Source organism: Sphingobacterium sp. GW821-FHT03E03 (assembly GCF_059420745.1).
The window spans coordinates 39,477-60,206 of sequence record NZ_JBWKUH010000032.1 but is presented as its reverse complement, the minus strand read 5'-3'; the positions used below and the strand labels follow the sequence as shown (position 1 = coordinate 60,206).

Genomic DNA, 20,730 nt, shown 5'->3' with positions numbered 1-20,730 from the left:
TAAATTTTCAAAAATAAATATACTTTCAAACTAAAATAGAAATATTTATTAAGAAGGAATACATTGTTTAGCTAATTTGACCTATCATTAGCTATCTCTTCATTAGGTTAATGATGAAGAGATAGCTAATACACTATCCAGAAAACCTTGGTTCGCCATAAATAAAAAATAAAATTTCTTTCAGGAAAATATTAAAATTTGGTTTTTATATTTTATTTCCCTTTGATTTTAAAAATCGATGGGTCAGATATTTTCGCACAGGGATATCGTATAATTTTAAACAAATATAAGCGAGCACAATACTACCGATTACAACCGCTGCTGCACCGGGCAATGATTCTTCAAAGCTGAGGTTTTCATTTTTTACCCAAGCGTAATACAAATAGATAAAGGGATAGTGCACCATATACAAAGGGTAAGAGATGTCTCCCAAGAATTTAGACAGTTTGTTCGTAAAAATACCTCCCTTTCCGGAAGCCCCCAGAACAACCAGCAGTGGAAAAACCAGCACACAGCACAACGTATCATAGAGTCCATTCATCCAGAGATTTTCAGCTCCCCCGATACGAGGAATCGTCAAAAGTGAAACAAGGATAATACTACAGATCCAAAATGCCCCTTTTATCCGAACAGGTTTAAATACTCGAGATAGAAATAAACCTGCGGTAAAAGAAAATAAAAGACGTAATGATCCGGCTGTGAACTCCATTCCTGTCAGCGAAAACCCTGCACAGATATCACCCAATGGGCCCCAGATAGCAAAAACAGCCAATCCACATGCTGCAGCGACGACGAGCACGCCAAGTGCTTTTGTTGAAAATTTACGGATGACCAAAACATAAAGAACATTACCGATATATTCAAAAAATAAAGACCAGCTCGGGCCGTTAAGTGGAAACATCTCCCCTAGGCCTCTTACTTCATGTCCAGGCAGAGCAGGGATCAACAGTGCGTTCAATACCGTAGCCAGCAATAAAGCCGAAACAGTCACCTTGGATACATCCCACACCGAACAGCCCTGAGAATAAAACATCAAAGCGCCAATGATCGCCCCCATAACAACCATGGGATGAAGCCTTATAATCCGGCGTTTGATAAAATCCATTGTCGTCATCGTTCTCCAACGGTCATCATAAGCATAACCGACAACAAATCCAGAGAGCATAAAGAAAAAATCGACTGCTAAATAACCGTGGTTAATACGTTGATCCAGGTGGCTGGTTGCAAAGGCTTCAAAAATATGGAAGCATACGACTGTGATAGCTGCAACACCACGCAGGCCATCGAGCACAGTATAATGTGGTTTGGTATCGGCATACGCGGAAGTAGAAACTGCTGTATTAGGCATAGAAATAATAAGAATAGTTTGATTGATTTCCTAAAGCAAGGACGTAAATATAAACAAATTTGAAAAAACGTTTTATCGCTGCCGTTCAAACGAATCGTTTATCATTTAACAACAGGAATATAATCCTTCAAATAAACCTGTTCTTTCCGCATATCCTGAATATATTCCTTACTAAAAATTTCCAAAAGTATATCAGAAATGGCTGTTGTAGTCGGACCTTCATCTTCGGATTCACCAAAAGAGAAAATCTGTTCTTCCGTTCTATCTTTTTTAGTTAAAAAATAATAGAAATCCGGACTTTCCCAGCCTTTTACCCCAAACCCGGCTTCTTTTGATAGGTTGAGAGGCGTGTATTCTTTTTGTAGAAAATTCTGAAGATTTTGGAAATCGGCCATATTTTTTGAGGTTTTGCTCGCCGATAAATAAGCGAATTTACCATCGTTATTTTCCCCCATAGCCAGTGAGGGAAAAGCGACACCATTCAGCATGGCCAAGGTATCCTTCTCTTCGTTGTAGGACACCGTTGTATAGCGATAGCCATAATATTTCTTCGGTTTTAATTTCTTCGTACCCCAGCCCGAGGTAGACTCCACATAAAATGGCGCCGGCAAACTTCCTTCGCTATCAAAAATTGCCATGGTATCTTTTTTGAACATGGCGGTTTCAAAAACCTCTTTTAATGCTTTCTTGTCCATGTTATTCACATCAGAAGCTAATATAGACTCCGTTTTTTTTATTTTCGGCGCATAAAACTCCGAAACATCAAAGCTGGGATCTAATTTGTCCAAGAATACAACCGCTGGATCCTGAGATTGACAAGAATATAACAGTGAGGATAAAAGCAGTAAAGAAAGAATGTTTGTATGTGTAGAATTAAATAGCTTCATGGAAAATTGCTCAAAATTATCTTTTCATCTTCTATCTTAAACCAGCGGTAAAAGATATCCAAATATACAGCGTATGAAGCGATATTAACACGAATATTTACAATCCGTATAAACTCATTTTAAAAACGTCATTTATTATTCCAAGGAGGGAGCTCATTTATTAGAAAGTAAAAAATAGTCCTTAGTCTATTTAGGATGCAGCGGCTATTAATTATATTTGAAAAAACATGAACCACACCCCTTTATGTCAATCGTTTACGACAGTATACTAAATCATATCAGTCAACACAGTATCTTATCAGAGGAAGAGAAAGAACGCTTGTGCGCAGCATTGACCTACAAAAAAATACGCCGCCGGCAATATTTACTACAAGAGGGAACGATCTGCACACGCGAATGTTTTGTTATCAAAGGTGCCCTGCGGCAATATGAGGTTAGCCCGACCGGCCGTGAGAATACCGTGCAATTTGCTTTTGAGAACTGGTGGATTTCGGATTGGTATAGTACCTTGCAAGCACAGCCTTCGGTTTACAATATCGATGCATTGGAAGATACGGAAGTATTCTTAATAGAAAAATGCAAGCTGGAAGAACTGTTTATTGAAATCCCAGCTTTGGAAAGCTATTTTCGGAAAATATTTCTAAAAGCATTCGTTTCCCTCCAGAAAAGAATACTATTCCAGCAGAAAACAGCTGAGGAAAGGTATCTTGAGTTTATGAAATGTTATCAATGGTTTGAACAACGTATCTCCCAGCAACATATCGCCTCTTTTCTTGGCATTACAAGGGAATCGCTGAGTAGACTCAAAGGACAACAGTATAAAAATATATAAATCTGTGATAAATCGCACCGGTTTTATTTATCAAATAGCACAGGTTAAGAGGCTAATTTCAAATTAAATTTGTTCATCATAAATCAAAGCAAGATGAACAAAAAAGTTAAACAATGGATGCTGTCAACAGATAATAGCTGGACAGCCTTTATTTTGCGGCTAACATTGGGGTTAGTGCTATTTCCACATGCAGCCCAAAAACTATTTGGTTGGTTTGACGGCCCCGGATTGCAAGGAGAAATTGCGTACATGACCAGTCATGTCAATCTCCCAATGTTCTTAGCCGTTAGTGCAATTGCGGTTGAATGCCTAGGAACGTTTTTTATCCTATTGGGCTTTTTGACCAAACTCACCAGCATTGCTATTTTTTTCCTATTTATTGGTATGATTGTGGTCGATCACGCCGCACATGGTTTTTTTATGAACTGGTTTGGAAAAATGCCGGCTGGTGCTGAGGGTTTTGAATACCATTTATTGGTCTTGGGTATATGTCTCGCACTCATGCTACAAGGTGGTGGCAGATATGCTCTGGATAAATTATGGAACTCAAAGTCCTAGAACAGTCGTGATCAATACTAAATTTGCTTAAATTTGCGTCTTATTTAGACACCCACAAAAGCGATATTTTTACGATAAAGCCCATCGGTGTTTTTAATCAAGATATATGAATTTAGACGCTTTCAGTTCGCTATTGATCGACCATTTCAAAGAAATTGTGCCACTCACTGAAGCGAATATACTGTCCATTCTCCCAAAATTGGAAGTAAAAGTTGTAAAACGGAAAGAGTTTGTTCTTCAGGAGGGGCAGATTTCCAAACACATGCGATTCATTGTAAAAGGAAGTCTATATGCCTATTATATGGAGGAGAATGGCAAAGAACATATTGCGCAACTCGGGATAGAACATTGGTGGATCAATGATCTATATAGCTACCTGAGTGAATTACGATCTCGTCTATATATCCGTGCAAATGAGGATACCACACTCATACAGATCAGCAAACGCAATCTGGAAATATTGTATAAAGAAGTCCCTGCCCTCTCCGAGTTTTGGCGATTGAAAATTCAGCATGCTTATATGAATTTACAGGAACGTACTTTCGAAAATGTACGATCTGATGCGTATACCAAATACCGCAAATTTATCTCGGACTATCCTACAATTGAACAACGGTTTCCGCAATATATGATTGCCTCTTATCTTGGGATTACGGTCGAATACCTAAGTTATTTGAGAAAAAAACACCTGTCACGTCTTTCTTAAGATTTCTTAATTTTTATCCCCTCCGCCTTGTCTAGTTTTGCTCGTAATTCAAACGAGAGAACATGAAGACAACAGCTATTACACTTGCACTTTCTACCTTGGTTGCTGTGGCGACACATGCTCAGCAACTATCCTATACACCTGAGGTCGTCCTGGGACATCGTTCATACTTCTATATGCATCAGGTCAGTTACAAGATCAGTGACAAATTAAAAATCAACAATCTATCGCTTTTTGATACAGAATATACAAACGATAAAGAAAATATCTTTTTTATAAGAAATACGGCTTCCTATACGATTAATAAACGATTCACATTGAATGCAGCTTTTGGAATGAAAAATCCCGGAGCTTTCTTTAGCGCCTTTGTACAATATCGCGTGAGCAAACCTACCCAGTCTTTTTCTTACACTATAGGCAGCACTTATCAAAAAGGATTTACGCTCGAACAGTCCTTATCGTTTGAGTATAAACCCTATTTAACCGCACAGAAACAGGCTTATTTCAGTTTACTTGCTATCGGCAATGTAAATACCAAAATGTACCAGCGGGGACTTCAATTTATACGTTTGGGCTTAAAACAGAACAAGCTTATGTATGGACTAGCATCCAATTTTGACCAATTTAATAACAGTAAAAAAACACTGGAAAATATCGGCGCTTTTGTAAAACACAACTTTTAAAAATAACATAATGAAACCATCATGATTTATTCAATCACATTGGGGAATGAATAACCGAGCAAAGCGAGTTCATGAATACCACTTAAAACATACACTCGATGAATAAATCTGATAGCTTCATCACAATTTAAAAACAAATTTATACAGATGAAAAAAAATCTTGATTTAGGCATTCTAATCAGTAGAGTAGCTATTGGCGGTCCCATGTTGGTTTACGGGATCAATAAATTAATCCATGGCATCGGGTTCATTAGGGACATCATCGTCAGCATCGGACTGCCCTCATTTTTTGCAAATGGTGTATTTGTCGGCGAAATCATTGCCCCCATTATGATTATACTTGGTCTACGCATACGTTTGGCCGGAGTAGTATTCGCTATTAACTGTCTTACGGCTATTTGTCTCGCTCAAACCGGTAATATCTTAAAATTAAATGAATTTGGTGGCTGGGCAGTGGAGCTTTTGGTTATCTACATGCTGATTGGATTGAGTTTTCTATTTATGGGGGCAGGTAAATATGCCATTTCGACAAATAATAAATGGGATTAATCGCAGCGCATTAATTTGAAAGAAAAATGGGCTGTCCAAAAAAGATTTCGGACAACCCATTTTCTTTTATTTTATTCGTATCCCCCCTCTTTCACACATTCATTACTCATGGGGGTGTTTTTACTCTTCGGATTGCTTCTTTTCCGTTTATATCCTTATTGTTTGGTTCCTTCGAGTGTCGACACGCTCTTTGCTGGAATAGTTAAGCTATATACACCACTTGCAGTTGGCGCAACCATACCGGCGAGCCCCCAATGCCCTACACTGGTCGCTGTTGTCTGATAATTGGATAATTGTCCCCCCACAAAACCTGACAGATTGATATCCAACGGGACACTACTACTACCTGTATTTGTCACGACCATCGCAAATTTACCTGTTTGCGGGTCTTTATACGCGGATATAAGTAATCCATTGGCATTTTGTACCGCAACGTTGATACGCTTGTAATTCGCTTTAATAAATCTGGAATAATGCCCCATCACATCATAAGCCTTGGTAAATTCCAACGAACCATCACTTCGTGTACAGATCAAAGCCTCGTTATTTTGGAATGCGAGCATCCCGAGCCAGAAGACATAAGCACTGGCATCACAATCTGCCAGCAATTTGTGCATATTAACGGCAAGCTTCAATCCACCTTCAATTCCAGCATCATAGTTTCCGCCATCGTCCGATGCTTCGGTTACCCACATTGGTTTGCCGCCTGTGGAAAATGTCCACTTTGATGGGCTTTGGTTGAAACCTCTTTTTCCGCCGATCAACTCTGTAATTTCAACGTAACCATGTCCTGCCAGAATATCGACATTACTCCTGTCCATTCCAGATAGGAAGGTATTGGCAGTACCCCAAGCCGCATTTTCAGAAGCGATGATTTTGGTACTTTGCAAACCTTCTTCATTTAAAGCTGGTCTGAGGTTGTTAGTGACAAACTCACCAAGTTTATTTGAAGCCCAATAAGATGCATCCCAATCCGAAAACACATTTTCAGGTTCATTCGTTGGCGATATAGCGTTAATTGTTATCCCTTCATTTTGATAGGCTTTAGCGAAACCAGCCAGATAACGGGCAAATAGCGTCGATGAGGTATTCAGATTAAGCCCATTAAACCATTTACCACTGATACTATTGGGATTCGTCTTCATATAAAGCGGCGGTGTCCAGGTACTCGCGATAATAACGGGGACTTGAAATCTTTCCTTAGCTTTTTTTAGAATCCACAGCTGTCCCAGATGCTCCCGCGTATCTGCCGAAAGTGCCTGATAAGCCGGGCTACTCACTGCGACATCGATATCAACCCCTGCAGGCTTAATGGTCACCAGCCTATTCTGTTGATTGAATGGGTAGGTATGTAATACTTTACCGCGCAATATATTCAACTTCAAACCCGAGTTACCCCACAGATAGTCCAAAATACTATCTCTCTTCGGAGATTCAAAGAAAGGAACAATACGCCCCCCGAAGGCACCAAAACCGTCTATTTTTTGACGTTCCTGGTTCCATTCCACAACGGCATTTGTCGTTACTGAGGCAGCCTGCGCATTTAACTGATTCAAACGATTCACCGCTTCATCTTCATTCGTCGATAATACCTGCTTGTGACACCCCGTCAACCATAGGGATGCCATTAATCCAAAACAAGAGATGGATTTAAAAACAAATTGATTTCTGTTCATAAATTTCTATTTATTAATTTGCAATAACAGTTTATCTCTAAATACGACTTGCGGTAAAATTGTTTTGTCAAATTTCAAACAAAGTATTTATTTTTTGAAAAATTAACAATCCTTGCAATCGCTTAACAATAAGCTATTATCATATTAACATTCAATAAAAATGAACGATTTTATACAAGACTTTGAAGTGTACATAGCTACTTTCCCGACCGAACTATCTGCCATTGATACCATAGCATTTAGTGCGAAGCCAGTTCCAGAAAAATGGAGTAAGAAGGAAATTTTAGGGCACCTGATCGATAGCGCCATGACAAACTACCTCCGGTTTATCAGAGCACAATCTGAAGAAAACCCACAGATCTTTTACACACAGGATGACTTTTGTGAAAATGCAAATTATCAGCAGTCAGAAACTAAACAGCTGCTTGATCTATTGGTTAGCACTCAACAAACAACTTCTATTTCTATTCAAGACTTTGATTACTAAAAGCCTGACAATGCGAAAATGTAATGATCTAACACTTGCCTTTTTGATGGAAGATTATTTAGCCCACCTCAATCATCATCGTCAACAGATACTTTCTTAATCATAAAATAGTTAAAATGTCTAGTCCAAATAATTAGATTATTTTTCAGACTAGACAAAATACAGTTTACTTTTTACTCCACCAATGATAATAGTTGTGAAGTCCATCGTATTCAAAACCGCAACGTGGATATAGCGTATTGCCAATGTCATTTGTTTTTTCTGTTTCGAGCATTAACCCACAGGCACCGGTTTCGGTACACCATTCTTTGCTCCGATCGATCAGTGCAACTGAAAGTCCCTTACCACGATAATCTTGGTGAACAAACAGATCGCTCAGCAACCATTGCATTTCTAACTTAGTGTAATGAAACAGTTTATACAATTGTACAAATCCCACGGCTTTACCGTCAGCAACGGCTAGAAAAACAATTGATTCGTCATTCAGAAACCGCTCTTTTAAAAATAGTCTCCCTTTTTCCAGATCGGATTCCTGACGGTAAAAGATTCGATAAAGGTTAAACAATTCTGCGGTCTCGTTCAAGTCTTCAAGACTGGCTCTTTTAATTTGGTAATTCATTTTAGTAAATATTTTGATTTATACAGGCAAAAATATTTGTAAAAAGAATCCACATTATCATCCAGATTTGAGATATCGGGTAGTCCAGTCCTTAGGCTTCCTCAAATTGGCCCCTGTATCTGTTTCTATAATCTATGGGTGTTAACCCCGTTATTTTCTTGAATAAACTGCGGAATGTTTTTAAGTCATTATAACCGATACTATAGGTAACATCAGCTATATTTGCGTTCCCCATTTCCAATGCTTTTTTTGCAACCTCTATCTTTGTCCGCTGTATATATTCTATCGGGTTCAATCGGGTTGCATTCTTAAATCTTCGAATAAAATTTCGTTTGCTCATATTGACGTGGTCAGCAATCTGTTCTACCGAAATGTCTGCTTTAATTTTCTCTTCGATATAGCTTTGCGCTCTATGGATATCTTGATCATCGTGAAGACGTTGCCCTGAGAAAACTGAAAATATATTCTGTGAGGTACGACCATAATCCAATGCATAGAATTTACTGAGTTCGATGGCGATTTCTTTGCTACAATTTTTTTCTATAAAATAGAGCATTGCATTTAATGCCGAAAAACCACCTCCGCCTGTAATAATTGCTTTGGAATGCGTGACCACATGATCTGGTTTAAACAGGATCTTGGGATATCGACTTGCCAGATCCGTAATAGCGTCCCAATGTGAGGTTGCTGGCATTCCATCCAACAATCCACTTTCTGCCAAAAAATAGGCTCCGGTGCACAGACTAATCACTTCCGCTTTGTGCTCATATTTATCTCTGATCCAACCGATCAACTCCCAGTTGTCTTCTAAAAATGATTCAATCTGCTTTGCGGCTATATTCATAGGTGGAATAATAACCACATCCGTTCGGGCGACCTCCGCCAGTATTCTCGTACAATAAAACTGGATCGGGAGAATGGATTGCACCGTTTTTGTATCAACCCCAATTAATTCAATCTCAAATGGTATCTGCATCCCTCTTTTTAAAGCAGCTTCATTTGCACTCATGAGTAAAGCGACTGTAGTTGATACTGCCGTAGATAATACATTGTTATAGATAATGACTGATATATGTTTCATTTGCAAATAATTATGTACACCTCTATTTTCTCTCTTAAATGTACACATATTTTTGGCACGAAAACCACCCTCAAATGTCATTTTTACGTGGTAATGATCGGCAATATCTGCCTTAACTTTACAAAAAAAACAAGATGAAAACAATATTCAACAACACAGAAAGAGCAGAACTGATCGAAAGAATCGAGCTCCTTACCCCCAATAACACAGCACAATGGGGAAAAATGAATGTATATCAAATGATCAAACATTGTACAATCTGGAATGATTGGGTGCTTGGTCGGAATAAACATCATTACAAGCAAGAATTTCTTGGGAAGATATTTGGAAAAATGGCCCTAAAGGGGATGATAAAAGACGATAAGCCACTGAAAAAAAATGTGCCTGCTGGAATTTTTGCCGTTAAGGATAATATGGGTCAGATTGATACCGCCCAAAAAAAAACTTGGATGGAGCAAATTGAATCCTATGGTCATTATTCAAATCCAGATTTCGTCCATGATTTTTTCGGAAAAATGGAAACGGAACAAATTGGCATTTTTGTGTATAAACACATGGATCATCACTTGAGACAATTCGGTGTGTGATCGAATATAAAATCTTTTCAGACGAATTGTAAATGTAAGAGGTATCGACTGTTACACACTATTATATTTACGAAATAATCTGTCGTTTTACATTACTATTGATCAATTAATAGGTTGATTACGTAAAGTAAAAAATAGATCTTCATTTATAAGGAGCTTATGGTTAATGAGGTGCAGTCTGAAAAGATTTATTATCATCCGAACTGGAAAAGAATCACGATCGCTGTTATTTTAGTGCTCATTGGAACAGGGACATTATGGGTAGACTTTGCCCCTTTTTTGGGATCCATATCATGGCTACCATTAAAGCTGACATGTATTCTGATCGGGTTTTGGATGCTAAAGAACAGCAAAAAAGCCGTTCGGGCGAAAACAGATACAAGAGGATTTTATTTCAAAAGAATGCCCGCAAGACATGCGTTCAAAAAAGCCATTGCTGACCTTGATTTATTAGTGTTTGTTCCATTCGTACAAATTGTCAACATCCGGATAACCGCAAGTATCTGGGAAGGGACAAGACTCGAATTAGAAACTACACAGGGAAAAGAGATACTCACGATGTTAAACGTGTTGAGTAAAAAAGAGAAACAGCAGATCTATCAGACTATCAAAAGATTTGGTATAGCGAATGTGGTCAAACCCCAGGAGGAGCAGGGGAAAAATTGATTACATTAAAAAATCTGCTGTAGATTAGTCTCCTTTTAGCTGAAGTTGTCCGATAATAGCAGATCTACATCTTCCCTAATTTCTTCGGGTAACATCAGGTAAACCGATGTTTTTAGATTCTTTCTACTAGCTTCTCCTTCTATAAAAATGTTCCTAAATCCTTCATTGAGCCATTTTCCGTCTTCTTCCAAATAAGCTTTATATTTATTGTCCAAGATCTCAATAATGTTTTTGCTCTCTTTCATGTGTTCCGTCATTTATCTTATTGTAAACTGCATCTAAAAATATTCGACAGGGGAACATCAACATTGGTGCCACTCCTGCCCCGAATTTTCAAAAGGGGATTGGAAACAGAAAATTTTAAGATTTCTTAACATCTTCCGCTATGAGGTAAATAATGATTCAGAAAACTGGCAATCGTGTTTTTGACAACAGAATTCATATTGAAGCAAATAGCAGCAATTTTCAACACCGTTATTTGCTTTCTTACATATTATTGTCGATTTTTGTTGTGTACATTTAAGCTATCTGTATAACTAGATGAAAGGATCTTGTTTTCGGTTATTATACAGTTCTTTTATAAATCGTTTGATATGATATTGATTGCTGTACTACTTCCTTGGTTATCCTTCTTTTTAAGAGGTAAGATATTCAGTGGAATTATTTGTTTAATCCTCCAACTTACTATTTTGGGCTGGTTGCCCGCAGCAATATGGGCCGTTGCTTCACGTGTTGATGGTAAAAATCAACAGCGCATACGAAGTTTGGAACGTAGTATGCGCCGTTAAGTGTCTCATCAGCTGTACTAAAACCGCTTCAATCCAATGAACTTAGCTTAAATAGGATGATGTTATTCGGCCTCAAGGAATTTTTGAATCTGAAGGATAGTAAAATCAATTAATCCTTTATCTATTTGTCCATCAAAATCTTTCATCATATAATTACCATGATTAGCGGGCAGAACCATGAGCCGTGCATCAGGTATCTGCTGTTGCATTTGTGCCAAATGCTCCCCTTTGACCACGTCCTGATCTCCTCCGATCAGAAATACCGGACAAGGTAAGTTTTCTAAGGTACCGGGTTCAAAATCCTGGAAATTTATCATACGTTGGCTATCCTTTTCATACATATTTTTAAACTTTTCGGGATCCGGATTCAATTTCAAAAAATTTTCTTTCAAATAAGATGGCATAACCTCAATCGTAGAAGCCGACATGCTATCAAAAAAGCCATCTAACAAGCCCTCTCTTTTGGTGTTACCCGAAGCAGCAATCAATTTGTCTACCCTATCCGGGAAAAGAGAAGCGAGTTTCAAAATGGTCGTTGCGCCATTACTGAAGCCTAAAAATGAGGCTTTATCGATCGCGAGGCAATCCAACACCGCGATAATATCCATTGCATCCTGTTCAAATGTTTCCGGAACAGTCCTATGCTCTGATCGACCATGATTTTGCATATCCAGCAAAATCAATTGATAGCGATCCTTCAATCGTGTCACGGTCTCCTCAAAATCAAAAAAACCTGAGGAACCACCGCCATGGATAAGCACAAGTGGCTTTCCGGCCCCATATATTTCATAGTATAGCTTTATCCCGTTAGCGGCTGCATAGCCTGAGTGATTGTTCAACATGCTCATTGTTCAATTTAATTAGTTTCGTCTATTTAAGATCTAGATTTATCTGCTTTCTACAAATTTTTTAAAGTTGGTCAGAACGGCGTCGGTGAAATTTTGCTGAAGATCCAGCGCTGTCACCGCATCTGGTTCAAACGTCTCCCTTATAATCGTATTATTATCTATAGCCTGAAATTCGACAATACAGTTTCTTCCGCCACTGGTACTTTCAATATATTCTAATGGAATAATACGATCATACACCCCACGATAATCAAAGCCTTCATGATCATCTCGCCGTTCCATTCGAAAATTAAACTGACCACCTTCCCTAAAATCGTTCTCTACATCCGGACAATGCCAATCATCGAATGGAATATTCCATTGTCTTATGGACGCTGATCCGATCCAGTGTTCCCAGACATCTTCGAGCGGTTTTTCCACCAAAACAACTGAAACAAGGGGATTTTTTCTTGGGTTTGCGTCTTCCATATGTTATATTTTTAGATTAAATGCGATCCGTTTATTAATTTCTACCGCCTATTGAATATATATTTCGGCATTTGCCTTCGGCCAGCATAAAGCTATGGTTGACAGGCAATATTAGCTACAATGCAATATTAATAAACGGCGTATTAAATTAACTTGCCCTATGGCAATATTTATGGTTCACTTAATTTTTTCAAACAAAGGGATCAATTTGACAAGTATGGTATATTTATTGCACTGCACGACAAAACATATAAAAAACCGATTAAAATGAAAAAAATTGCATTTTTAGCACTATGTGTTATCCTATTTGCAGGATGTAATAATGCACAGCAACCAAAGTCTGCTGAGAAAACAGACAGTCTGGCCAAAGAAGAAACACCATCTATCGGCGGAGATAAGGATGAACATGGATGTCTTGTTGGCGCAGGCCAAACCTGGAGTGAAGTTAAACAGGGATGTATTCAGGTCTTTAACGTAGGAACACGTCTGAATCCTGTTGATGTTAAGGAAGGTGATGCTGTCATCAGTGCATTTATTGTCGCTAATGATGATAAATCCAAAATGGAGTTATTTTTACCAGACGACAATAAAACAACGATTATTTTGGACAAAACTGAAAACAATACATACCAAAAGGATACCTATAAATATGATGCTGATAAATCAGATTTATATGTAAATGGTGCAGTAAAATATAAAGGTGAAGTTAAAAAATAACATCCCTGAAACTTTATAGGACGTATAAGGTAATGCCAATGTTTATCACATTGGCATTTTTTTAATTGTCTATTTTTTATTGAGCCATTTTTTTATTAAGGTATCCATAAGCTAGCTACACTCGGTTTATTGGTCAGAAAGATCCCTCAATCGATTTTCACAGCTATCTCTAACGAACAGCTATCTAACTATTCAATTTCGAAGACTGCTTGTATCTCTACAGATGAATTTACAGGTAAAGATGACGCTCCAAAAGTCGCCCGGGCATGTTTCCCTTTTTCGCCAAAGGCCGTAACAGCCAAATTGGATGCCACGTTCATCAGGTCGGCATGTTTATTATAATCGTCTTTCGTATTGAAAATTCCTGTTAACTGTACACATCGTTTGACTCGGTTTAGATCTCCACCGACCGCCTCATTAAGAACAGAAAGTACATTAAGCATTGTTATTTCGGTCGCTTCCTTCACCTCCTGCTCACTTACTCCTACCCCTAATTTTCCGGGTTTAAATATTTTACCATCCTTGAGTGCGACCTGATTAATAAAGACCAAATTTCCCGAACGGACATAAGGTTGATAATTCCCTGCCGGTTGGGGTACTTTTGGAAGTACAATATTCTTTTCCCGTAACCGATTATGGATTGATACCACATCCGGATTAGCTGGGCTACTTTTTTTATCAAGAGCCTTATTGTCCCTTGTACCCGCTAGACCTAAGGCAACCTTCGCAAAGTTCATTCCCTGCAGCTCGGCCAGATAACGCTCACTTTTGCTTGGTCTTTCGGTAGCTGTCAATGAAGCGAGACTTGTTGTCCCCAAGACTGTATTTCCCTGTGGAATGGATTTATCTATTTTGTCATTCCCCATGATACCGGTAGGAACCAGAATCATCCCATGTACAGCTAGGCTATTCCAGAATGACTGCAATGCCAATTCCTTTCCTGCACCACTCCCTGCAGACATAAACACTGTAGCGGGGATGCCCTCCAAAGCGTGCTGAGACCACAGGTCTACTGTTTTGGACAGGAACTCGCTCATTGCTGTACTTACATTACCAAAATAAACAGGTGATCCAAATGCTATCCCGTCGTAATTAGGCAGTTCTTCTACTGTCGCCACTGCAAGACTACTTAGCTTTGGATCAGATGATGGTTTCACAAGTTTAACAACAGCCTGTACCTTGCCAGTACGCTCAACACCTTTTGCAACTTCCTTGGCTAATTCATACGTTCCGCCTTTATCGGAATGAATAAGAACCAAGACCTGTGTTTTATGAGCCTGTGCCATGCCAACATTGGTCAATACAGCTAACATTACGCCAATAAGGGAGGTATATAATTTTTTCATCTTAAATCACTTATTAAATCTGACACAAAATTAAAGATGCTTCCTTTATATATTTTGCCAAAAATTACACTCAAAACGACATCTAGAAATAGCGTATAAAGCAATTGGGAGTATATAAATTTTCTATATCTTTAAACTAATATATTTTTTTTTAAAATGATCGAAACTAATGCTTGTTTTCAGGTTGCAATAGAGAAAGCCTCTCGCTTTAATTATAGCTTCTGTTTTCATAATCTGTCGCTGGTGGAAAAAATAAAGATCACCGCAGTTACAAAGGATATTGAACAGATAAAAATTGAGATTACTTCTGAAATCGGATTGTTCAGCCCCTACACATTTTATATAGACAGGTTTTTGGAAGGAACACCAGTAACACTGGAAAATTTAGATTTCGACTATAATATTCCATTTATCCGGAATCTGGTAGAGAAAGATTTGGATACGCTTACCTGTACGATTTATTCTAAAAATGAAATCTTATATCAGCAAAAATTCACCGTAAATGTATTACCGATGGATTATTTTAGCGGATTAAGTAAATATCCCGAGTTATTGGCTTCTTACGTTTTGCCTAATCACGATATCATCTATACGATTAAAGCAGAGGCGGTCAAAATTCTTGAGAAAAATAGGTTAACGCCAGCGTTTTTGGGCTATCAAGCCAATAGCAAGGATCGTGTCCTGCAGGAAGTAATGGCCCTATATCAGGCTATTCTAAATATCAACATTACCTACAGTGCCATGCCTGCAAGTTTTGAAACTGAAGGTCAGCGTATTCGTCTGGTCGATCAGATCTGGGAAACTAAGTTTGGAAACTGTATCGATATCTCGCTACTATTTGCAGCCTGTCTGGAAGCTATCGATCTGAATCCAATTCTTATTGTCACTCGAGGGCATGCATTTATTGGCGTTTGGCTCAGCGATCAACGGCTAGAAGCTGTTGTCAATTATGATCAAGCCGCTATTTCAAAACGGATCGCGCATGGCATTGATGATATCGCTTTGATCGAGTCTACTCATTTATGTAGAGGAAATGCCTATACCATGCGGGAAGCAATGAACATCGCCGAAACGCAGCTATTACATGCAAACAACTTTATTTTATCCCTCGATATCAAACATGCCCGTTCACATGAGATCCTTCCCTTACCTTTTACAGGAAAGGACGAGCTGAACAACGCAGCAATAAAGAATACTGCTGGATTAGCAAAAAAACAGGCTATCGATTATTTTAATATCGATGACAACAAACTGGATCTCGTTCTCAGTGAAGTCAAAGATCTAACAAAACAAAAAATCTGGGAACGAAAGCTACTCGATCTTTCCCTCAGAAATAACCTATTGAACCTCCGGTTCACTAAAAGTATGTTGCAAATAGTAGATCTGAAAACAGATCTCTTGGAAGATCATCTATCAAATGGAAAATCACTTACAATACATCCCAACAACAGTCAAGAGGTTTTACGTCGTTACAATCTTTATTTAGAGCCCTTGCATTCTTCCGAGCCATTATTCAAGCTTGCTGACGATGAATTCAGATACAATCGCCTGTTGACACTTTATCATCAGGATGATCTGGATATTATCTTAACGCACCTGTACCGCAATGCGAAATTGGCAGAAGAGGAGAATGGAAAGAGCACCTTGTATCTAGGAGTCGGTTTATTGAAGTGGTTTGAACCCAAAACCAATCAACAGCCTAGACTTGCCCCCATCTTATTGATTCCTGTTGAATTATCACGCAGATCTGTTAACACCAAGTTTACACTCCGCAGCCGTGAAGAGGAGGCCATGATCAATATTACACTGTTGGAGTATCTCAAACAGGAATTTAAGCTTAACCTCAATGCACTGGAAGTGCTACCAATGGATGAGTCGGGAGTTGACGTACAAAAAGTATTCGCCATTTTAAGAAAGTCTATTTTAAATCTGGAAGGATGGGATATTCAGGAACAGGTTGTTCTTGGGAACTTCTCTTTTAACAAGCTTATTCTATGGCAAGATCTAACCAAATATGCAGAAGAAATTAAAAAAAGCACCATTGTAAAAAGCTTGATTGACGGGCGGCTTTCAGACATGTTGGATATCACCTGTGATTCGGAAAATCTGGAGCAGCTCCCCTCTTCCTTGTTAACATTACCCATTCCGACCGACAATTCACAACTTGAAGCTGTACGTCACTCCAATGCGAATAAAAGCTTTGTATTACATGGTCCTCCAGGTACTGGTAAATCCCAGACCATAACCAATATTATCGCAAATGCACTAGCGAATGACAAGAAAGTTCTTTTTGTCGCTGCTAAAAAGGCTGCTTTGGATGTGGTACATCGCCGTTTGGAAAAAATTGGTTTAGGCTCCTTCTGTTTAGAATTACATTCAAATAAATCCAAAAAATCAGATGTCCTACAGCAATTGGAACAGAGTCTGGAAACACCCAAGTATCAAAGTCATATCGATTTTCAGGAAGAAGCGCAACGTATCGATCAACGTAAAGCAACATTAAGTCAATATGTTGACTCATTACATCAGCCCTTTGCAGTGGGTTGGAGCCTGTATGATTCCGTTTCTTATTTGGACAGTCATCATATCGAAATCAACACGGACTGGTTGCTATCCTTGCAACTGGAACATATTGACAAAAAGACCTGGAATAATTGGCAGGACTGGGCAATCCCTTTCGGAGAATTAACGCATAAATTACCAGCGATTGACAAGCACCCATTGCACTTGATCCATTTGAAAGATCAGAACTTTGCTCACAAAAATAATATCGAGAAATCTATCGAAGATTATATACAGGCAGACTCTGAGGCAACAAAAGCCCTCTCGGACCTGCAATTAAATCTTACAAAGAATTGGATAGAAAACAAGGCTTCGCTATGTTCACTTCTCGAAAAGATCACTCACTTTTCGGCGCATCAGACTATAGTAAATGTCTACTTTGATGTTCGCCAAAAGAATTTACTTGATCATTGGGTTGAATTGCAAAGCCAAAAACAGACATTAGAAAATGCGCTTGTTACAGATTTTGGCAACCGAATATTTACGACAGACTGGAATCTGATTGAATCCACCTGGAATCAGTCAAAACATTCATGGTTTTTGCCCAAATGGTTGAAACAACGTAAAGTAAAAAAATTCTTAAATGGTTTTGCCACAAACAAAATCACTTTCGAACAGCAGGTTGATCAGTTCTTTTATCAGAAAAATTCCTTCGATCTGGTCTCAAAGAATTTAGCGGAACCGCAATTTTATCCGATAACCGATGCGACGAGTTATTATCGCATAGGCAATACCTATAATTTAGCTACACTGCAACAGCATCAGCAAGAACTACATGCATTCAATGAACTGGCGCAACAGCTCAAATTTGAAAACTTTCAATCTTGGTTAAACTATATACTCGCACATATAGATCTAAAGTTGAGAATACCGGCCATTATTTTAACGCTCCAAAATTACGCAGATAGGCATCAGGCCATTTCGGCATTTTTAGTTCATATTCCAGAAGTTGATGCTTTAAACCAAATAAAACAAGATTTAGATCAACTTGAAGACTGGATCCGATACAATTATTATAAGGATCAGGGCATAAAGCTGGGACTATCCTGGTTGATTGATCTACTTGAATCGAACAAAATCAATAAAGATGCACTGAACATGGATATGGAAAGTGTATTGCATCTTAATTACTTTGTAAATTCTTTGGATCAGTCCAGCATTTTAAATGGTTTTGATGCAGCTGTATATGAGGCACAGATTTTACAATACAAGACACTTCATCAAGAGTTTACCCGATTGGTACGGGAGCAATTGGTTTTAGAGCTCAGCAACAAAATCCCCAACCTCTCTCAAGAAGCAGTTCATAGTTCGGAAATTGGAATCTTACAACGTGCGATCCGAAATCGAGGTCGTGGAGTCAGTATCCGTCGTTTATTTGATCAGATTTCGACATTACTTCCGCGGCTCAAACCCTGCATGCTGATGAGTCCAATTTCGGTCGCCCAATATTTTGATGTAAACACTGATCATTTCGATCTGGTTATTTTTGATGAAGCATCGCAGCTACCGACATCAGAAGCAATCAGCGCCCTTGCCAGGGCTAAACAGGCCATTATTGTGGGTGATCCAAAACAAATGCCACCAACGAGCTTCTTTGCTAACAACAAAATTGATGAAGATCATCTGGAATTAGAAGATCTGGAAAGCATCCTGGATGATACCCTCGCCTTGTCCATTCCATCGAAATACCTATTGCGTCATTACCGTAGTAAACATGAAAGTCTTATTTCTTTCAGTAACTCCAATTTTTATGAGAACAAATTGCTAACATTTCCTTCCCATGACGATCAGGATAAGAAAGTAAGTTTTCAATTTATCGATGGTCATTATGACAAAGGTAAAACCCGAACAAACCTAAAGGAAGCTGAGGCAGTTATCCAATATATAAAACAGCATTTGGAACATCGTCCCCATCGTTCATTGGGCGTGGTGACTTTTAGTCAAACGCAGCAGAATTTAATTGAAGATTTATTACAGTCATTATTCTCAGCGCATCCCAACTTAGAAGAAACGGCACTACAGGGTGATGAACCTATTTTTATTAAAAATTTAGAAAATGTCCAGGGCGACGAACGTGATTTTATTCTATTTTCCATCGGCTACGGCCCAGACGAAGATGGCAAGGTTTCGATGAATTTTGGACCTTTAAATCGTGATGGCGGCTGGCGCAGGCTCAATGTCGCTGTGACTCGGGCCCGATACGAAATGCGTGTTTTCTCCTCACTAAAGGGAGATCAGATTGATTTAAACCGCACTAGTTCGGCTGGTGTGGAGGGACTAAAAGCTTTTTTGAACTTCGCTGAAAGAGGCCTATTGCAAACAGCTGAAGCAGTAGCCCATGACCAGGAAAAATATACGCTCATCCAATCGATCGCGAAATATTTAGACCGACACGGTATAAAAGTGAAAACAAATATAGGTACTTCGGGCTATCGCGTTGATATTGGTATTGTGGATCCGATACATGCTCATCAGTATATTTTGGGGATATTGGTTGACGGGAAAAACTATTTCAATACACAGACAACAAATGACAGGGAATTGCTGATTCCGAATGTGCTGCAATCACTGGGTTGGAATATTTACCGCATCTGGACCTTAGATTGGATAAAAAACAGAGATAAAATACTGAATGACGTTAAAGCCGAAATTCAACGCATCGTAAATGATACAACGGCAAAAGAGCCTATCGTCATCGATGCTTCCCAAGCGCAATCGAAAACCACTCTTTCAGTGATATCCGATGATGCAATTGTTTCATCTAAAATGAAACCTTATGTAAGCGCCAAAATCAATCCAATGACAACAGCAAGTCCTGAATTAATTTATGATGTGGCCTATCGAACGGTATTGAATGATCAGATCCAGAAGATTATCCGTACGGAATCTCCAATCAGTCAAAACCATCTCTTTCGCAAAGTACTACGTTTATGGAACACCACAAGAGCTACATCAAAACTTGTCCAGTATCTAACTGAACTGACGAGAAAATTGCCTGGAGTAAAGGAGGAGCTTTCCCATCAAAGTTTTTATTGGGATCAGGAACAATCGGCCACAGTGCTGACATACTACCGCGACAATAACCTCGAAAAACGAGCGATCGAAGATATTGCACCTGAGGAAATAGAGATTGCACTTATCGAGGTCATGGACAACAGTCTCAGTCTTTTAAGAGAGGATCTTGTACGCGCCACAGCCAGAGCCTTTGCCTTTTCTAAGACCGGCGCTCAAATTGATAGCATTATCAATACTTCAATTGATAAGCTACTAGAACAGGGTTATTGGAAATCAATAAATGGGAGAATTGTTTTAATATAGATCA

Annotated in this window: 20 protein-coding genes; 11 read left to right on the top strand and 9 right to left on the bottom strand. The window is 38.7% G+C overall.

All coding sequences use genetic code 11. The annotated features are described in order from the left end of the window. Nucleotides 1-205: 205 nt before the first annotated feature. Entirely contained in the window at nucleotides 206-1,348 is a 1,143-nt protein-coding gene (locus tag AC07UV_RS23110; protein ID WP_495185451.1) for an acyltransferase family protein, read from the bottom strand. 101 nt (nucleotides 1,349-1,449) lie between these two features. After that, nucleotides 1,450-2,235: a hypothetical protein gene (locus tag AC07UV_RS23105; RefSeq protein WP_495185450.1), complete on the bottom strand. Its 786-nt coding sequence runs from the start codon at nucleotides 2,233-2,235 to the stop codon at nucleotides 1,450-1,452. A 244-nt stretch (nucleotides 2,236-2,479) separates the two neighbouring features. Here AC07UV_RS23105 and AC07UV_RS23100 point away from each other — a divergent pair, with 244 nt between their 5' ends. The 5 genes from AC07UV_RS23100 (at nucleotide 2,480) to AC07UV_RS23080 (ending at nucleotide 5,563) form a co-directional block, all read left to right on the top strand. Beyond that, entirely contained in the window at nucleotides 2,480-3,067 is a 588-nt protein-coding gene (locus AC07UV_RS23100) for a Crp/Fnr family transcriptional regulator (RefSeq protein ID WP_282255251.1), read from the top strand. Nucleotides 3,068-3,160: 93 nt separating this feature from the next. Next, nucleotides 3,161-3,625 (top strand): DoxX family protein, encoded by a 465-nt coding sequence (locus AC07UV_RS23095; RefSeq protein WP_495185449.1) that lies wholly within the window; start codon nucleotides 3,161-3,163, stop codon nucleotides 3,623-3,625. A gap of 106 nt (nucleotides 3,626-3,731) precedes the next feature. Further along, on the top strand, nucleotides 3,732-4,331 hold the full coding sequence (locus tag AC07UV_RS23090) for a Crp/Fnr family transcriptional regulator (protein WP_495185448.1): 600 nt from the start codon (nucleotides 3,732-3,734) through the stop codon (nucleotides 4,329-4,331). A gap of 62 nt (nucleotides 4,332-4,393) precedes the next feature. Beyond that, nucleotides 4,394-5,014: a hypothetical protein gene (locus AC07UV_RS23085; RefSeq protein ID WP_495185447.1), complete on the top strand. Its 621-nt coding sequence runs from the start codon at nucleotides 4,394-4,396 to the stop codon at nucleotides 5,012-5,014. Nucleotides 5,015-5,161: 147 nt separating this feature from the next. Next, nucleotides 5,162-5,563, top strand: coding sequence for a DoxX family protein (locus AC07UV_RS23080; RefSeq protein WP_282255258.1), 402 nt, complete (start codon nucleotides 5,162-5,164; stop codon nucleotides 5,561-5,563). Nucleotides 5,564-5,718: 155 nt separating this feature from the next. Here the strand turns inward: AC07UV_RS23080 and AC07UV_RS23075 are convergent, their stop codons facing one another. Then, nucleotides 5,719-7,239: a glycoside hydrolase gene (locus AC07UV_RS23075; RefSeq protein ID WP_495185446.1), complete on the bottom strand. Its 1,521-nt coding sequence runs from the start codon at nucleotides 7,237-7,239 to the stop codon at nucleotides 5,719-5,721. Nucleotides 7,240-7,399: 160 nt separating this feature from the next. On the opposite strand from AC07UV_RS23075, the gene AC07UV_RS23070 reads away from it, so the two are divergent. Then, nucleotides 7,400-7,726, top strand: coding sequence for a hypothetical protein (locus tag AC07UV_RS23070; RefSeq protein WP_495185445.1), 327 nt, complete (start codon nucleotides 7,400-7,402; stop codon nucleotides 7,724-7,726). 166 nt (nucleotides 7,727-7,892) lie between these two features. Here AC07UV_RS23070 and AC07UV_RS23065 read toward each other — a convergent pair whose 3' ends face one another. Together AC07UV_RS23065 and AC07UV_RS23060 are read right to left on the bottom strand one after the other, a co-directional pair. Further along, on the bottom strand, nucleotides 7,893-8,345 hold the full coding sequence (locus AC07UV_RS23065) for a GNAT family N-acetyltransferase (protein ID WP_282255261.1): 453 nt from the start codon (nucleotides 8,343-8,345) through the stop codon (nucleotides 7,893-7,895). A 91-nt stretch (nucleotides 8,346-8,436) separates the two neighbouring features. Continuing rightward, complete coding sequence (locus AC07UV_RS23060) at nucleotides 8,437-9,426, bottom strand: GlxA family transcriptional regulator (RefSeq protein ID WP_495185444.1); 990 nt, start codon at nucleotides 9,424-9,426, stop codon at nucleotides 8,437-8,439. A 134-nt stretch (nucleotides 9,427-9,560) separates the two neighbouring features. Between AC07UV_RS23060 and AC07UV_RS23055 the strand changes: the two genes are divergently transcribed. Together AC07UV_RS23055 and AC07UV_RS23050 are read left to right on the top strand one after the other, a co-directional pair. Continuing rightward, nucleotides 9,561-10,013, top strand: coding sequence for a DUF1569 domain-containing protein (locus AC07UV_RS23055; RefSeq protein WP_495185443.1), 453 nt, complete (start codon nucleotides 9,561-9,563; stop codon nucleotides 10,011-10,013). A 159-nt stretch (nucleotides 10,014-10,172) separates the two neighbouring features. Then, complete coding sequence (locus AC07UV_RS23050; RefSeq protein ID WP_282255264.1) at nucleotides 10,173-10,679, top strand: hypothetical protein; 507 nt, start codon at nucleotides 10,173-10,175, stop codon at nucleotides 10,677-10,679. Nucleotides 10,680-10,714: 35 nt separating this feature from the next. On the opposite strand, the gene AC07UV_RS23045 is transcribed toward AC07UV_RS23050, so the two are convergent. Then, the gene (locus tag AC07UV_RS23045) at nucleotides 10,715-10,924 is read right to left on the bottom strand and encodes a hypothetical protein (protein WP_282255265.1); all 210 of its coding nucleotides are present in this window, start codon (nucleotides 10,922-10,924) and stop codon (nucleotides 10,715-10,717) included. 348 nt (nucleotides 10,925-11,272) lie between these two features. Here AC07UV_RS23045 and AC07UV_RS23040 point away from each other — a divergent pair, with 348 nt between their 5' ends. After that, nucleotides 11,273-11,467, top strand: a complete 195-nt coding sequence (locus AC07UV_RS23040) for a YqaE/Pmp3 family membrane protein (RefSeq protein ID WP_077435067.1) — start codon at nucleotides 11,273-11,275, stop codon at nucleotides 11,465-11,467. A gap of 62 nt (nucleotides 11,468-11,529) precedes the next feature. On the opposite strand, the gene AC07UV_RS23035 is transcribed toward AC07UV_RS23040, so the two are convergent. Together AC07UV_RS23035 and AC07UV_RS23030 are read right to left on the bottom strand one after the other, a co-directional pair. Further along, the gene (locus tag AC07UV_RS23035) at nucleotides 11,530-12,309 is read right to left on the bottom strand and encodes an alpha/beta fold hydrolase (RefSeq protein ID WP_282255266.1); all 780 of its coding nucleotides are present in this window, start codon (nucleotides 12,307-12,309) and stop codon (nucleotides 11,530-11,532) included. Nucleotides 12,310-12,354: 45 nt separating this feature from the next. Next, nucleotides 12,355-12,783 (bottom strand): SRPBCC domain-containing protein, encoded by a 429-nt coding sequence (locus AC07UV_RS23030; RefSeq protein ID WP_282255268.1) that lies wholly within the window; start codon nucleotides 12,781-12,783, stop codon nucleotides 12,355-12,357. A 267-nt stretch (nucleotides 12,784-13,050) separates the two neighbouring features. Between AC07UV_RS23030 and AC07UV_RS23025 the strand changes: the two genes are divergently transcribed. Continuing rightward, a complete protein-coding gene (locus tag AC07UV_RS23025) occupies nucleotides 13,051-13,500 on the top strand; it encodes a hypothetical protein (RefSeq protein WP_495185442.1) in 450 nt (149 codons plus the stop codon). A gap of 188 nt (nucleotides 13,501-13,688) precedes the next feature. Here the strand turns inward: AC07UV_RS23025 and AC07UV_RS23020 are convergent, their stop codons facing one another. Beyond that, the gene (locus tag AC07UV_RS23020; protein WP_282255271.1) at nucleotides 13,689-14,846 is read right to left on the bottom strand and encodes an Atu1372/SO_1960 family protein; all 1,158 of its coding nucleotides are present in this window, start codon (nucleotides 14,844-14,846) and stop codon (nucleotides 13,689-13,691) included. A 156-nt stretch (nucleotides 14,847-15,002) separates the two neighbouring features. Between AC07UV_RS23020 and proA the strand changes: the two genes are divergently transcribed. Further along, entirely contained in the window at nucleotides 15,003-20,726 is a 5,724-nt protein-coding gene (gene proA / locus AC07UV_RS23015) for an anti-phage protein ProA (protein ID WP_495185441.1), read from the top strand. Nucleotides 20,727-20,730: the final 4 nt, after the last annotated feature.

Bases quoted from the DNA above. Each gene is read 5' to 3' on its own strand.
- AC07UV_RS23110 (WP_495185451.1), bottom strand. From the start codon at position 1,348: ATGCCTAATACAGCAGTTTCTACTTCCGCGTATGCCGATACCAAACCA.
- AC07UV_RS23105 (WP_495185450.1), bottom strand. From the start codon at position 2,235: ATGAAGCTATTTAATTCTACACATACAAACATTCTTTCTTTACTGCTT.
- AC07UV_RS23100 (WP_282255251.1), top strand. From the start codon at position 2,480: ATGTCAATCGTTTACGACAGTATACTAAATCATATCAGTCAACACAGT.
- AC07UV_RS23095 (WP_495185449.1), top strand. From the start codon at position 3,161: ATGAACAAAAAAGTTAAACAATGGATGCTGTCAACAGATAATAGCTGG.
- AC07UV_RS23090 (WP_495185448.1), top strand. From the start codon at position 3,732: ATGAATTTAGACGCTTTCAGTTCGCTATTGATCGACCATTTCAAAGAA.
- AC07UV_RS23085 (WP_495185447.1), top strand. From the start codon at position 4,394: ATGAAGACAACAGCTATTACACTTGCACTTTCTACCTTGGTTGCTGTG.
- AC07UV_RS23080 (WP_282255258.1), top strand. From the start codon at position 5,162: ATGAAAAAAAATCTTGATTTAGGCATTCTAATCAGTAGAGTAGCTATT.
- AC07UV_RS23075 (WP_495185446.1), bottom strand. From the start codon at position 7,239: ATGAACAGAAATCAATTTGTTTTTAAATCCATCTCTTGTTTTGGATTA.
- AC07UV_RS23070 (WP_495185445.1), top strand. From the start codon at position 7,400: ATGAACGATTTTATACAAGACTTTGAAGTGTACATAGCTACTTTCCCG.
- AC07UV_RS23065 (WP_282255261.1), bottom strand. From the start codon at position 8,345: ATGAATTACCAAATTAAAAGAGCCAGTCTTGAAGACTTGAACGAGACC.
- AC07UV_RS23060 (WP_495185444.1), bottom strand. From the start codon at position 9,426: ATGAAACATATATCAGTCATTATCTATAACAATGTATTATCTACGGCA.
- AC07UV_RS23055 (WP_495185443.1), top strand. From the start codon at position 9,561: ATGAAAACAATATTCAACAACACAGAAAGAGCAGAACTGATCGAAAGA.
- AC07UV_RS23050 (WP_282255264.1), top strand. From the start codon at position 10,173: ATGGTTAATGAGGTGCAGTCTGAAAAGATTTATTATCATCCGAACTGG.
- AC07UV_RS23045 (WP_282255265.1), bottom strand. From the start codon at position 10,924: ATGAAAGAGAGCAAAAACATTATTGAGATCTTGGACAATAAATATAAA.
- AC07UV_RS23040 (WP_077435067.1), top strand. From the start codon at position 11,273: ATGATATTGATTGCTGTACTACTTCCTTGGTTATCCTTCTTTTTAAGA.
- AC07UV_RS23035 (WP_282255266.1), bottom strand. From the start codon at position 12,309: ATGTTGAACAATCACTCAGGCTATGCAGCCGCTAACGGGATAAAGCTA.
- AC07UV_RS23030 (WP_282255268.1), bottom strand. From the start codon at position 12,783: ATGGAAGACGCAAACCCAAGAAAAAATCCCCTTGTTTCAGTTGTTTTG.
- AC07UV_RS23025 (WP_495185442.1), top strand. From the start codon at position 13,051: ATGAAAAAAATTGCATTTTTAGCACTATGTGTTATCCTATTTGCAGGA.
- AC07UV_RS23020 (WP_282255271.1), bottom strand. From the start codon at position 14,846: ATGAAAAAATTATATACCTCCCTTATTGGCGTAATGTTAGCTGTATTG.
- proA (WP_495185441.1), top strand. From the start codon at position 15,003: ATGATCGAAACTAATGCTTGTTTTCAGGTTGCAATAGAGAAAGCCTCT.